Source organism: Micromonospora sp. NPDC047527, assembly GCF_040643015.1.
Lineage (GTDB): Bacteria > Actinomycetota > Actinomycetes > Mycobacteriales > Micromonosporaceae > Micromonospora.
Map to the genome: position 1 here is coordinate 332,826 of NZ_JBEYTK010000006.1, position 12,943 is coordinate 345,768.

The window sequence follows — 12,943 nt, forward strand, 5'->3', positions numbered from 1 at the left end:
CACCGCCGACCTGTGCCAGCGGGGCCGTACCAGCCGGCCTTTGCCAGCGGGACCGTCCGGTCAGCCGGACGGTGGCCAGGGGAGGGTCAGCTCGCCGTGACGCCAGCGGCGCGGGCCGTGGAGGATGGGCCAGCCCGTCTCGCGCAGGTGGGTCACCGATCTCAGCCAGCGTTGGCGCGGGCCGAAGGGGGCGTAGGGGGCGGCGGCCCGCCAGGCGTCGTCCAGCGCCCCGATCAGGTCGTACACCGGCTCACCGGGAACGTTGCGGTGGATCAGCGCCTTCGGCAGCCGTTCGGCCAGCTCGGCGGGGCTGCCCAGGGTGGGGAGCTTCGCGGCCAGGGTCAGCGTCCGAGGACCGTTGGCGTCGATCAGCAGCCAGCACGCGAGCCGGCCCAGCTCGTCACAGGTGCCCTCGACGAGCGCACCGCCCGGGGCGAGCGCGGCGGTCATCGTCCGCCACGCGTCGGGCACCTCGCGCTCGTCGTACTGTCGCAGGACGTTGAACGCGCGGACCAGCACCGGCCGGAGCCCGGCCAGCTCGAATCCACCCCGGGCGAAGGTCAGGCCCGGCGGGTCGGCGGCCGGTGTCGCGGCGGCCACCCGGGCCGGGTCGATCTCCAGCCCGACCAGGCGTACGTCCGGACGGACCCCGGCGGCCAACCGTGCCCGCAGCTCCACGGCGGTCACCGGGGTGGCACCGAAGCCGAGATCGACCACCAGCGGGTCCGCCGCGGCCCGCAGCCGGTCGGCGCATGTGGCGACGATCCAGTTGTCCACCCGGCGGAGCCGGTTCGGGTTGGTCGTGCCCCGGGTGACCACGCCGAGTGGCCGACGCCGCGCCGCCCCGCTCATCGTGGCCTCCCGTCCCGGCTCACAGCCCACGCCTCACGGGTTGACGCGGTGCACCTTGTGCTGCGCGGCCTGCGCCCGGGGGCGGACCACCAGCCGGTCCACGTTGACATGCTCGGGCCGGGTGGCGCACCAGGCGATGCAGTCCGCCACGTCCTCGGCGACCAGCGGATCGGGCACCCCGGCGTAGACGGCGGCGGCCCGGTCCGCGTCGCCCTCGAACCGGACCAGCCCGAACTCGTCGGTCTTCACCATGCCCGGGTCGATCTCGATCACCCGCAGTGGCCGGCCGCACAGCTCCAGCCGGAGCGTTCCCGCGATGGCGGTCTGCGCGTGCTTCGCCGCGGTGTAACCGCCGCCGCCCTCGTACACGGTCAGCCCGGCCGTGGAGGAGACCACCACGATGGTCCCCGAGCCGGACGCCTCCAGCGCGGGCAGCAGCGCCTGGGTCACCCGCAGCGTGCCGAGCACGTTGACGTCGTACATCCACTGCCAGTCGTCGATCGAACCGGACTCCACCGGGTCCAGGCCGCGAGCGCCGCCAGCGTTGTTGACCAGCAGGGTGACCGGCCCGGGTGCCCGCGCCGCCGCCTCGGCGAGCCCGGCCACCGACTCGTCCGAGGTGACGTCGCAGGTCACCGCGGTGGCCTGACCTCCGGCGGAGGTGATCTCGGAGACCAGATCGGCGAGCCGGTCGGTACGGCGGGCGGCGGCGAGTACGTGGAAACCGTCCGCGGCGAGCCGGCGAGCGGTGGCCGCCCCGATCCCGCTGGACGCTCCGGTGACGATGGCGACAGAGGTCATCGGATCATTGTCGCCTCGGCCGTCCGACTCGTTCCGGGCGGGCGTGGATGTGAGCGTGAACGGGCAGGACGGGGGCGGACGTGATGAGGTCCGTCACCCCGGCGGCCCGCGCCGACGAATTTCCGTGGTCCGGTGGGGAAGATGACACCCGGCGTACCGGTTGACCGAGAAGCGCCGGTCGTGCGGGACGGCATTAACCGTGGCAGAGGGAGCGGACGTGGCGGAAATGCACACCGGTGTCGGTCGTCAGCGAGGTATCCAACCGTGGCCCCGGCCCCGCCGCATCGCCACCCTGTCGGTGCACACGTCCCCGCTGCACCAGCCCGGCACGGGCGACGCCGGCGGGATGAACGTCTACATCCTGGAAGTCGCCCGGCGGCTCGCCGAGGCCAACGTCGAGGTGGAGATCTTCACCCGGGCCACCTCCGGTGACCTCCCCCCGGTGGTCGAGATGGCTCCCGGTGTGCAGGTTCGGCACATCACCTCCGGCCCCCTGGAAGGGCTGACCAAGGAGGAGTTGCCCGGCCAGCTCTGCGCCTTCACCGCCGGGGTGCTGCGCGCCGAGGCCTCCCGCCCGCCCGGTCACTACGACCTGATCCACTCCCACTACTGGCTCTCCGGCCAGGTCGGCTGGCTGGCCAAGGAGCGCTGGGGAGTGCCGCTGGTGCACACCGCGCACACCCTGGCGAAGGTCAAGAACGCCCAACTCGCGGCCGACGACCGACCGGAGCCCAAGGCCCGGGTGATCGGCGAGGAGCAGGTGGTCGCGGAGGCGGACCGGCTGGTCGCCAACACCCGGGTGGAGGCCCGCGACCTGGTCGAGCGGTACGACGCCGACCCCGCCCAGGTCACCGTCGTGCAGCCGGGCGTCGACCTGGCCCGGTTCCGGCCCGCGCCGGGTGACAGGTACGTGGCCGCCCGGTCCGCCCGTCGCCGGCTGGGGCTGCCGGTCGACGGGTACGTGGTGGCCTTCGTCGGCCGGATCCAGCCGCTGAAGGCGCCCGACGTGCTGATCCGCGCGGTCGCCGCGCTGCGCGAGCGTGACCCTGCCCTCGCCGACCGGGTGACCGTGGCGATCTGTGGTGGGCCGAGCGGCAGCGGCCTGGACCGGCCGACCGCACTGATCGAGCTGGCCGGCACGCTGGGGGTCTCCGACCGGGTCCGCTTCCTGCCGCCGCGCACCGGCGACGACCTGCCGGCCCTGTACCGGGCCGCCGACCTGGTCGCGGTGCCGTCGCACAACGAATCCTTCGGGCTGGTCGCGCTGGAGGCACAGGCCTGCGGTACGCCGGTGCTGGCCGCCGCCGTCGGCGGGCTGGTCACGGCCGTGCGGGACCAGGTGAGCGGGGTGCTCATCGACGGGCACGACCCGGTTGACTGGGCCCGGGCTCTGGGTCGCCTGCTTCCCGACCGAGCCCGCAGGGCCGTGCTGGCCCGGGGCGCCGAACAGCACGCCCGGCACTTCTCCTGGGACCGCACCGTCTCCGGCCTGCTCGACGTCTACGGCGAGGCGATCGCCACGCGCCGAGCACGGCTCGCCGCCGACCTGGCGGGCGACCCCGCGCTGTCCTGCTCCTGGTGACGACGGCACCGGTTTCTCATCCGGTGCGCCGACCGGACCGGTCGTAGAGTGGGGCCGGTGAGCCCGAAGAGTGATCTCGCGTCCCTGATCGAGTCGGTGTGTGCCGAGCGTGACCTGGCCTGGGAATCGACCGGCCCCGGCTCGTACGCGGTGACCCTTCCGGGCACTCACAAGCTCAAGACGATCTGCAATCTGATCGTCGGGGAGCACGCGCTGCGGATCGAGGCGTTCGTGATGCGCCAGCCCGACGAGCGGCGCGAGGAACTGTGGGCCTGGCTGTTGCAGCGCAACGCCCGGATGTACGGCGTCTCGTTCTCCACCGACGCGGTGGGCGACGTGTACCTGACCGGGCGGGTCAACCCGGCTGGTGTGGACGCCGACGAGCTGGACCGGTTGTTCGGTGCCGTTCTCACGTACGCCGACGAGTCCTTCGACACGATGCTGGAGATCGGCTTCGGCAGCTCGATCCGTCGGGAGTACGAGTGGCGGGTCAAGCGCGGCGAGTCGACCGCCAACCTGGCCGCCTTCGCCCACCTCTTCGAACCGTCCGGCACCGGTCCCGATCCGGCCTGAAGCCTGCCTCCGACCCTGCCTGACCGCTCAAATTCCAGCTGGTCGGTTGCCGGTGGTTCGGACTGCTCCTGACGGGTATGCCGCACCGCGCGGTGCGGCACAGGGACCCCCGCGCGCCGAGGACGGAGTGTCGAGGAGCGGAGCGTCCCATGGCTCAGCGGAACAGCTCAGGTCGCGGCGGGACTGCGACCACAACCAAGCGGCAGGCCGGCAATCAGACGCCGGGTACTCCCGGGGTCTCCGAGTCGGAGATCTCCCGGATGCGGGTGGACGACATCCGCGGTCAGTTGCGCAAACGCGGGGTCTCCGGGATCTCCGCACTGCGCAAGCCCGACCTGGTGAAACAGTTGGTGCGCTCGCTGCGGTCCGAGGGCGGTGGCGCGGGCCGGCGCAGCACGGGCCCGGCCGGTCGGGCCACCGGCAGCAGGGCGTCGGCCGGTCGTGCCGCCGCGACGAAGAAGTCGGCGTCGAGGGCCGCGCCGAGCCGCGCGAAGGCCGCGCCGGCCAACAAGAGCGCTCCCGCGAAGCGGGCCGCCGCGAAGAAGACGACCGCCGCGCGTAAGTCGACGGCGGCGCGCAAGACGGTCGCTGCCAGGAAGACGACGACGGCGGCGCGCAAGACGGCTCCTGCCCGGAAGACGACGACCGGGGCGAAGGCGACCGCCGCGCGCAAGACCACCGCCGCGAAGAAGACGGCCACCGCGCGTACGACGGCGACGGCCCGTACCGCGTCCGCGCGCAAGGCACCGGCGAAGAAGGCACCCGCGAAGAAGGCCCCGGCGCGGCCGGCGGCCAAGCGGGCGGCGCCCGCGAAGCGCGCTGCCGCGAGCCGTCCGGCCAGCGGTGGCACGGCGGCCGGTGGGATCCGGACCGGACGGGGCACCGGGCGATCGGTCAGCGGTTCGCAGGTGATTGCGTCGATCGCGGACCGGCCGGAGCGACCGGGGCGGAGTCTGATCACCGCGAACCACGAGGTGATCCAGCGCTGGGCTCGGGAGCGTGGCGCGAAGCCGGCCACCATCGCCGGCACCGAGCGGGACGGTCGGGCGGGTGTTTTGACCTTCAACATCCCCGGATATCGCGAAAGCAGCCGGATTCGTGAGATCACCTGGGATCAGTGGTTCCACACGTTCGATCTGCGGCGGCTGAACCTGATCTATCAGGAGCAGATGCGCGACGGCCGGCAGAGCAACTTCTTCCGGACCGAGTCACCCGATCGGGAGGACGGCTAGGTGTTTACGGGAATGCCGGAGGGGTACGCGCTTGTTGCCAACGACCGAGGCCCTGACTGGGGATACTCGCCAGTTGTGATCGGCAAGACAACCCATTTGGGTTGATCCCAGAATCCGGGCGAACTAACTTTATTGCACCGCGCCACGCTTGGAAACGTTCGGGGGAGCGGCGGATCGATCAGATCCGCGCACCAGGCGAGGCGCGAGGGAACGGGTGGATCAACCGTTGGGGGACGGTGCCCACCTGTTTGGACCGGCGGCGTGAGCGGGCGATGCTTACGGGGGTGAGTGTTGCCCGCCGCCGCCGGCCCCACCGGCGGGCGCCCACCATGACCTTAGGGACATGGTGGGCGCTTTGCGCGTGTCGTACCGCCTTGGTTACGCGGTCGGCACCCGGTCCAGGGCTGGTGCCGGCTCCCGGTCGGCGATCCGGCGCAGCGCGGCGACGTGCCGCTCCCGGGGCGGCCCGGCCAGCAGGTGCCCGAGCGCGGCGAGCAGGCCCAGGCCGCCCACGATCAGCCAGTGCCGGTGGCCGAGGTGTTGCAGGCTCACTCCGCCCAGCGTGGGTGCGACGAACGCCGCCGCCGGGAACGTCAGGTAGAAGACCGACTGGTACCGGGCGCGTAGCTGCGGCGGTGCCAGATCCGCGTTGATCTGCGCGTTGGGTGGGGCGGCGAGCATCGAACCGACCGTCCAGACCACTGCCGCGCCCAGATAGACGCCCAGCCCGTCGGCCACGGCCAGCACACCGAAGCCGATCGCGAGCAGAGCCGTGGAGACCGCCAGTACGACGTGCTTGCGGTGCCGGTCGATCAGCCGGGGCACGAACAGTTGCCCCAGCACGATCATCGCGCCTCCGAGCGCCACGACCACCCCGTACGCCGAGGGACCCAGACCGTCCGCCCGCATGGCCAGCGGCATGATCGTCGACGTCTGCATGGTGAGGACGGCCAGCACGAAGGTGAGCCCGACGAAGACCAGGAAGGTCCGGTCGGTGAGCGCGGTGTGCAGGCCTGGCCGGCGGGGCCGGATCGCCCTCGACGGGGTGGGCGGGCGCAGGTCAGCGGTGCGGCGAAGCGTCTCCGGAACCTTCCAGCCGATGACGGCGGCGGCGGTCAGTGTGGCGCCCGCGTCGACGAGGAACAGCGCGGTGAAGCTCGCCTGGGCCAGGACCCCGGCGAGCAGGGCGGCGACCGCCATGCCCAGGTTGAACGCCCAGAACTGGAGGTTGAACGCCCGCGAGCGACGCTCTGCGGGCACCACGTCGACGATCGCCGCGACAAAGGCCGGGCTGGGCATCGAGTGCACCACGCCGACCAGCGCGGAGAGCACCGCGATCAGCAGCAGGGGGCGGCTGAACGCGAGCGCCACCATCAGGGCGGCGGTGGCCAGGTGGGCGGCGAGCAGGGTGGCGCGTCGGCCCTAGCGGTCGGCCAGCACCCCGCCGAGCAGCACCCCGGCCGCGCCGCCCGCTCCGTACGCCCCGACCACCGTGCCGGCCAGCGACTCGCTGGCTCCCCGCGCGTCGGTGAGATAGAGCGGCAGGAAGAGCATCGCGAACGCGCCGGCCCGGTTGATGAGCAGGCCGGCCCAGAGGTACCAGAAGGTGGCGGGGAGCCCGCCTGCGGTGTCGTGCCACAAGTGCCGCAGGGCTCGCACCTGACCTCCCGACAGTTCAGTTTCCTAACCGTTTCCCCTGGACGGTAGGAAGTCAGGCCCGGTCGCGCCAGTCGGTTTCCTGATCATGGGCCGTTCGTCACAGCGCCGCACAGGATCAGGCTGCCGACTCGGCGGGCTGTGGTGCTGGTGGCCGGGCGCCGACCGGTGCCAGCGTCGCCCCGGAGTGGCGTAGCTCGGCGGCCCGACGCTCCCGGGCGGGGCCGGACACCAGGTGGGCCACCGCGGTCAGCACGCCGAGCGCGGCACAGCCGAACCAGAGGGCGGCGTTGCCGGCGTGCTCACGGACCAGGCCACCGAGGATCGGCGCGCCGGCCCCGGCGATCTGCCAGGACAGGGAGAACACGCCCTGGTATCGGCCGCGTAGCTCGGCCGGGGACAACTCGGCGATCAGGGTGGAGTTGGACGGCGAGTTCAGCATCTCGCCGACCGTCCAGATCAGCACGGTCAGCCCGTAGAACCAGGCGGTGCCGGCGAATGCGGTCAGCCCGAACCCGACCCCCATCACCACGGCGGCCAGCGCGAGCACGTGCGAGCGGCTCCGGCCCCGGATCAGCCGGGGCACGAAGAGTTGGCCGACGACGATCAGGACGCCGTTGAGCGCGATCACCGAGCCGTAGGTGGCCGGGCTCAGGCCGGACTCACCCATGGCGATCGGCAGCATCGAAATGTGCTGGAGGAAGACCAGCGCGGCGAACAGGTTCAGGGCCACGAAGCCGAGGAAGACCCGGTCGCTGAGGATCGTGCGCAGGGCGCCGCGCGGTGCCGTGACCGCCGCGACTGTCGCTCCGCCGTGGCGGGTCTCCGGCACCCGGACGAAGATGATCAGCGCGGTGACCAGCATGGTCCCCGCGTCGACCACGAACAGCAGCAGGTAGTTGGCCTGCGCGGCGAGACCGGCCAGGATGGCGGCGCAGGCGAAGCCCAGGTTGATCGCCCAGTAGTTGAGCGAGAACGCGCGCAGCCGGTCCTTCGCCGGCACCACGTCGATCATCATGGCCCCGAACGCGGGCCGGGCCGCCTCGGCGAACATGCCGAGCAGCAGCGCGCCCAGCGCCACCGCCCAGAGGTCCCGGGCCAACCCGAGGGCGACCATCATGACGGCCGCGCCGACATGTGCGGTGAGCAGCGTCGGCCGGCGACCCCACCGGTCGGCCAGGGTGCCACCGGCGGTGGTGCCGACCGCGCCGCCGACGCCCCACAACCCGAGCACCAGGCCAGCCTGGGAGGCGGAGAAGCCGCGCTCCTGGGTCAGGTAGATGGCGAGGAAGACGAGGACGAACGAGCCGAGCCGGTTGATCAGGGTGCCGGCCCACAGGTACCAGAAGGTGGTGGGGAGTCCGCCGGTGGTGTCCCGGAACCAGTTCCGCATCGTCCGCACGTCGTGCCCCCGCTTGCAAGTAATGACCGAAGTGACTGTTGCGCCTTACGACCCTAGTGGTGGCCCGATCGGCGGGTCACCTTCTTTTTCACGTGGCGGTCGTCACGACGGGTGCCCGCGTGTCCGGTGCCGGGTTGAGGCAGGATGATCCGCATGACTGCGAGCGAGGGGCCCACCATCGGGACGCTGGTCCTGCTGCGGCACGGCGAAAGTGACTGGAACGCCAAGAACCTCTTCACCGGCTGGGTCGACGTCGACCTGACCGAGAAGGGCGAGGGCGAGGCGCGGCGCGGCGGCGAGCTGCTGCGCGAGCACAGCCTGCTGCCGGACGTCGTGCACACCAGCGTGATGCGCCGGGCGATCCGCACCGCCGAGCTGGCGCTGAACGCCGCCGACCGGCACTGGATCGCCGTGCGCCGGTCGTGGCGGCTCAACGAGCGGCACTACGGCGCACTGCAGGGCAAGGACAAGAAGCAGACCCTGGAGGAGTACGGCGAGGAGCAGTTCATGCTCTGGCGCCGGTCGTACGACACCCCGCCGCCGCCGATCGCCGACGGCGACGAGTGGTCGCAGGTGGGCGACCCGCGCTACGCGCTGCTGCCGACCGAGCTGATGCCGCGCACCGAGTGCCTCAAGGACGTCGTCCACCGGATGCTGCCCTACTGGTACGACTCGATCGTGCCGGACATCCTGGCCGGCCGGACGGTGCTGGTGGCCGCGCACGGCAACTCGCTGCGCGCCCTGGTCAAGCACCTCGACCAGATCTCCGACGAGGCGATCGCCAAGCTGAACATCCCGACCGGCATCCCGCTGCGTTACGACCTCGACCCGCAGTTGCGTCCGCTCAGCCTGGGCGGCACCTACCTCGACCCCACAGCAGCGAAGGAAGCCGCCGCGGCGGTCGCCAACCAGGGCCGCTGACACGTCGGCAAAGGGCCCCCGGTCATCGCGTGACGCGTCGACCGGGGGCCCTTTCGCACGCGGATCAGCTGGTGGTGGTGCTCTGGCCGGTGATCAGGTAGATCACGTGCTCGCCGGCGTTGACCGCGTGGTCGGCGAAGCGCTCGTAGTAGCGGCCCAGCAGGGTGGCGTCGATCGCGGTCTCCACCCCGTACGGCCAGTCGTCGCCGAGCAGCACCGCGAACAGGTTCTTGTGCAGCTCGTCCATGGCGTCGTCGTCGTGGTCCAGTTCGCTGGCGAGGTCGGCGTCGGGCTTCGCCAGCACCGAACCGATCTTCACGGCCATCCGGTCGGCGATCTCGGACATCTCGGTGAAGACCGTCCGCAGCTCGGCCGGGACGGCGGGGGAGGGGTGCCGGCGCAGCGCGGTCTTCGCCACGTGCTCGGCGAGGTCGCCCATCCGCTCCAGGTCGGCCGCCACGTGCAGTGCGGTGATCATGGCACGCAGGTCGGAGGCGACCGGTGCCTGCCGGGCGAGCAGGTCACACACCCGCTCCTCGACGTGCCGGTAGAGGTCGTCGATCTCGGCGTCCCGCTCGATGACCGTCTCGGCGGCCTGCCGGTCGGCGGTGAGCAGGGCCCGGGTGGCCTGGCGCATGGCGGCGCGGACGCCCTCCGCCATGTCCACCAGCAGTTGGCTGACGATCTGGAGGTCGGCCCGGAACTCGTCGCGCATCATCACGTCCTGTGGTCGGTCGCCGCCGACGGGTGCCGGCGCAGGGGGCTGAGCAGGGAGGGCTGAGCAGGTGCGACGCCAACGGTAGGGGGCGTGGGCGGATCCCGGATGAACCACGATGAACGACGCCAGACGTGCGGGTGAACAGTTTCGGAAGTGAGGGTGGTTCGTCCCGTTATGTGTGGTAGCCAGGTTAACAATGACCCTACGATCGCCGGGTGGAGTGGGCAGTGGCGGTCGTGGTGGCGGTGGTGTTGGTGGCCGGACTGGTCGCCGGCCTCCTGCTGCCCCGGATCCGGCCGGCGCGTGACGCCCGGTCCACGTCGACGGGGAGCGTGAGCTCCCGCTGGAGCAGGGGGAGGCCCGCGATAACCGACGAGCAGCAGGCCGGGCTCGGTCGACGGACGATCGATTCGCTCCGCGCCGGTGTCGTGGTCCTGGACGACAACGACGTGCCCGTGCTGATCAACCCGGCGGCCCGTGCGATGGGTCTGCTGCGTGCCGGCGGCGCCCCCGGTTCGATCGCCGCTCACCCGCTGATCCGTACCCTCGCCGGCCAGGTGCGGCGCACGGGCGTGCGGCGCGAGATCGAGCTGGACCTGCCCCGGGGCCGCGACAGCGCGGGGGAGAACCCGCTCGGCGTGCACCTGCGGGCCATGGGCATCGGCAACGGCTTCATCGCGGTGGAAGCTGTCGACGTGACCGAGTCACACCGGCTGACCCGGGTACGCCGTGACTTCGTGGCAAACGTGAGCCACGAGTTGAAGACCCCCATCGGGGCGCTCCAACTGCTCGCCGAGGCGCTGCTGGACGCCACCGAGCCGGCCGGCGCCGCGGCGCCCGACCTCTCCGAGGACCTGGTCGCCGCCCGCCGGTTCGCCGAACGGATCCAGCACGAGTCGACCCGGCTGGGCCGACTGGTGCAGGAATTGCTGGAGCTGACCCGGCTCCAGGGCGCCGAGCCGCAGCCGCCTCCGGAGCCCGTCGCGCTCGACTGGGTGATCGCCGAGGTGGTCGACCGGACCCGCACCACGGCAGCCGCCCGGAACGTCGAGGTGACGGTGGACGGCGAGCGCGGGCTCACCGCCTACGGCAGCGACAGCCAACTCGCCACGGCCGTGGCGAACCTGGTGGACAACGCCATCAACTACTCGGAAGAGGGCACCACGGTGCGTGTCACCCTCCGCAGTGGCGACGAGCACGTCGAGATCGCGGTCGCCGACCAGGGCATCGGTATCGCCCCGACGGACGTGGGCCGGGTGTTCGAGCGGTTCTACCGGGCCGACCAGGCCCGCTCGCGTGCCACCGGCGGCACCGGGCTCGGCCTGGCCATCGTGAAACACATCGCGAGCAACCATGGCGGTCGGGTGGAGGTGTCGAGCACTCTTGGGGGTGGATCGACGTTCACCCTCTGGCTGCCCGCAAGTCCACCGGACGACCTGCTGGCGACACTGCCGCCGGCTGGGATCGAGGCCGGTCCGGCCGAGCTACGGCAGGTCTGACAGCAATGAAAGGAAACCCCCCGTTGAGCCGCGTTCTGGTGGTCGAGGACGAGGAGTCGTTCTCCGACGCCCTGTCGTACATGCTCCGCAAGGAGGGCTTCGAGGTTTCGGTCGCCGCGACCGGCACCGACGCCCTCACCGAGTTCGACCGGACCGGCGCCGACATCGTGCTGCTCGACCTGATGTTGCCCGAGATGTCCGGGACCGAGGTCTGCCGGCAGCTCCGGCAGCGTTCGGCCGTGCCGATCATCATGGTCACCGCGAGGGACAGCGAGATCGACAAGGTGGTCGGCCTGGAGATCGGTGCCGACGACTACGTCACCAAGCCGTACTCGCCCCGGGAGCTGGTCGCCCGGATCCGCGCGGTGCTGCGACGGCAGAGCCCGGAGGTGGCCGACTCCGGCACCCCGACGCTGGCCGCCGGCCCGGTGCGGATGGACATCGAGCGGCACGTGGTCACCGTCGAGGGCGGGACGGTGCAGCTGCCGCTGAAGGAGTTCGAGCTGCTGGAGCTGCTGCTGCGCAACGCGGGTCGGGTGCTGACCCGGGGCCAGCTCATCGACCGGGTCTGGGGTGCCGACTACGTCGGTGACACCAAGACGCTGGACGTGCACGTCAAGCGGCTGCGCTCCAAGATCGAGCCGGAGCCGTCCGCGCCGCGCTTCATCGTCACCGTCCGAGGGCTGGGCTACAAGTTCGAGCCGTGATCCGCAGGGGTCTCGTCCGTTCGTGTGCGACCGGCGGGGCGTGCGCTTGCGGGATGTCTTTGGAGCTGATGTCGCAGATGAATCATCCGTTGATGTCGTCAGCGATTCAGCTCCAAAGGCTCACGACCCCTACCTCCAGCCGCGCGCGGGCGGCCCTCAGCTGGGTTCGTCGGCGGGGTGCGGGGCGATCATGCCCTGCTTCACCCGGGCCGCGCACAGCTCGGCCAGCCGCTCGTACGCCGCCGCACCGATCAGCGCGGTCAACTCGGGCCCGTACGACAGGTACATCGGCTCGGCGCCCACGTGCGCGTCCGTCGAGGAGGTGCACCACCAGTCCAGGTCGTGCCCGCCGGCACCCCAGCCCCGCCGGTCGAACTCGGAGAGCGTGGAGACCAGCACCTTCGAGTTGTCCGGCCGCTTGACCCAGTCCTGGTCACGCCGGATCGGCAACTGCCAGCAGACGTCCGGCTTGTAGTCCAACGGGTGCACCCCGTCGCGCAGCGCCTGACCGTGCAGGGCGCAGCCACCGCCGCCGGGAAAGTCGGCGTCGTTGAGGAAGACACACGGCCCGTCCGCGCCCTGGGTGGCGGTGCGGCGCGCCGGGTTCTTGCCGTCGATCGTGTCCTCGTCGGTCCAGTTCTTGAACCCGCGCCGGAAATGCTGCCAGGTCGACGGGGTGAGCAGCTTGACGGCGGCGCGGACGCGCTTCTCGTCGTCGGAGTCGGTGAAGAACGCCCCGTGCGAGCAGCAGCCGTCGGCGGACCGGCCGGCGATGATGCCGTGGCAGCCCCGGCCGAAGATGCAGGTCCAGCGGGAGAGCAGCCAGGTCAGGTCGGCCCGGATCAGGTGGTTGTCGTCGGCCGGATCGGCGAACTCGATCCACTCCCGGGGAAAGTCCAGCGGCACCTCGCGGCTGCGCGGGTCGCCCGGATCGTCCACCAGCACGCGGAGCTCCATCGTCACCCGGCCCAGCGTACGCCCGGTGTCCCTGATGGGCCGG

11 protein-coding genes and 1 pseudogene are annotated in these 12,943 nt (G+C 71.6%); 6 read left to right on the forward strand and 6 right to left on the reverse strand.

Going from position 1 to position 12,943, the window contains the following annotated elements; genetic code table 11:
• Window positions 1-60: 60 nt before the first annotated feature.
• Both ABZ808_RS23735 and ABZ808_RS23740 read right to left on the reverse strand, forming a co-directional pair.
• The gene (locus ABZ808_RS23735) at window positions 61-852 is read right to left on the reverse strand and encodes a class I SAM-dependent methyltransferase (RefSeq protein WP_357010363.1); all 792 of its coding nucleotides are present in this window, start codon (window positions 850-852) and stop codon (window positions 61-63) included.
• A gap of 33 nt (window positions 853-885) precedes the next feature.
• The gene (locus tag ABZ808_RS23740; RefSeq protein WP_357010366.1) at window positions 886-1,653 is read right to left on the reverse strand and encodes an SDR family oxidoreductase; all 768 of its coding nucleotides are present in this window, start codon (window positions 1,651-1,653) and stop codon (window positions 886-888) included.
• 217 nt (window positions 1,654-1,870) lie between these two features.
• Between ABZ808_RS23740 and mshA the strand changes: the two genes are divergently transcribed.
• The 3 genes from mshA to ABZ808_RS23755 all read left to right on the forward strand — a co-directional run bounded on the left by mshA (window position 1,871) and on the right by ABZ808_RS23755 (window position 5,040).
• Complete coding sequence (gene mshA, locus ABZ808_RS23745) at window positions 1,871-3,235, forward strand: D-inositol-3-phosphate glycosyltransferase (protein ID WP_357010369.1); 1,365 nt, start codon at window positions 1,871-1,873, stop codon at window positions 3,233-3,235.
• Between the two features lie 57 nt (window positions 3,236-3,292).
• Window positions 3,293-3,808 carry a YbjN domain-containing protein gene (locus tag ABZ808_RS23750; RefSeq protein ID WP_357010371.1) on the forward strand — a complete coding sequence of 172 codons (516 nt, stop codon included), beginning with the start codon at window positions 3,293-3,295 and terminating at the stop codon, window positions 3,806-3,808.
• Window positions 3,809-4,068: 260 nt separating this feature from the next.
• A complete protein-coding gene (locus ABZ808_RS23755) occupies window positions 4,069-5,040 on the forward strand; it encodes a hypothetical protein (RefSeq protein WP_357010374.1) in 972 nt (323 codons plus the stop codon).
• 378 nt (window positions 5,041-5,418) lie between these two features.
• Here the strand turns inward: ABZ808_RS23755 and ABZ808_RS23760 are convergent.
• Together ABZ808_RS23760 and ABZ808_RS23765 are read right to left on the reverse strand one after the other, a co-directional pair.
• Window positions 5,419-6,699, reverse strand: a pseudogene (locus ABZ808_RS23760) (MFS transporter).
• Between the two features lie 115 nt (window positions 6,700-6,814).
• Entirely contained in the window at window positions 6,815-8,098 is a 1,284-nt protein-coding gene (locus ABZ808_RS23765; RefSeq protein ID WP_357010376.1) for an MFS transporter, read from the reverse strand.
• Window positions 8,099-8,251: 153 nt separating this feature from the next.
• Between ABZ808_RS23765 and ABZ808_RS23770 the strand changes: the two genes are divergently transcribed.
• Entirely contained in the window at window positions 8,252-9,019 is a 768-nt protein-coding gene (locus ABZ808_RS23770) for a phosphoglyceromutase (RefSeq protein ID WP_357010379.1), read from the forward strand.
• A gap of 64 nt (window positions 9,020-9,083) precedes the next feature.
• On the opposite strand, the gene phoU is transcribed toward ABZ808_RS23770, so the two are convergent.
• Window positions 9,084-9,734, reverse strand: coding sequence for a phosphate signaling complex protein PhoU (gene phoU / locus ABZ808_RS23775; protein ID WP_357010382.1), 651 nt, complete (start codon window positions 9,732-9,734; stop codon window positions 9,084-9,086).
• A 218-nt stretch (window positions 9,735-9,952) separates the two neighbouring features.
• Between phoU and ABZ808_RS23780 the strand changes: the two genes are divergently transcribed.
• Both ABZ808_RS23780 and ABZ808_RS23785 read left to right on the forward strand, forming a co-directional pair.
• Window positions 9,953-11,236 carry an ATP-binding protein gene (locus tag ABZ808_RS23780; protein WP_357010385.1) on the forward strand — a complete coding sequence of 428 codons (1,284 nt, stop codon included), beginning with the start codon at window positions 9,953-9,955 and terminating at the stop codon, window positions 11,234-11,236.
• Window positions 11,237-11,259: 23 nt separating this feature from the next.
• On the forward strand, window positions 11,260-11,943 hold the full coding sequence (locus ABZ808_RS23785) for a response regulator transcription factor (protein ID WP_357010388.1): 684 nt from the start codon (window positions 11,260-11,262) through the stop codon (window positions 11,941-11,943).
• A gap of 156 nt (window positions 11,944-12,099) precedes the next feature.
• Here ABZ808_RS23785 and ABZ808_RS23790 read toward each other — a convergent pair whose 3' ends face one another.
• Window positions 12,100-12,900 (reverse strand): hypothetical protein, encoded by an 801-nt coding sequence (locus ABZ808_RS23790; protein WP_357010722.1) that lies wholly within the window; start codon window positions 12,898-12,900, stop codon window positions 12,100-12,102.
• Window positions 12,901-12,943: the final 43 nt, after the last annotated feature.

What these genes read in the sequence shown, in the direction of transcription:
- phoU (WP_357010382.1), bottom strand. Translation starts at nt 9,734, where the DNA reads ATGCGCGACGAGTTCCGGGCCGACCTCCAGATCGTCAGCCAACTGCTG.
- ABZ808_RS23740 (WP_357010366.1), bottom strand. Translation starts at nt 1,653, where the DNA reads ATGACCTCTGTCGCCATCGTCACCGGAGCGTCCAGCGGGATCGGGGCG.
- ABZ808_RS23735 (WP_357010363.1), bottom strand. Translation starts at nt 852, where the DNA reads ATGAGCGGGGCGGCGCGGCGTCGGCCACTCGGCGTGGTCACCCGGGGC.
- ABZ808_RS23770 (WP_357010379.1), top strand. Translation starts at nt 8,252, where the DNA reads ATGACTGCGAGCGAGGGGCCCACCATCGGGACGCTGGTCCTGCTGCGG.
- ABZ808_RS23755 (WP_357010374.1), top strand. Translation starts at nt 4,069, where the DNA reads ATGCGGGTGGACGACATCCGCGGTCAGTTGCGCAAACGCGGGGTCTCC.
- ABZ808_RS23790 (WP_357010722.1), bottom strand. Translation starts at nt 12,900, where the DNA reads ATGGAGCTCCGCGTGCTGGTGGACGATCCGGGCGACCCGCGCAGCCGC.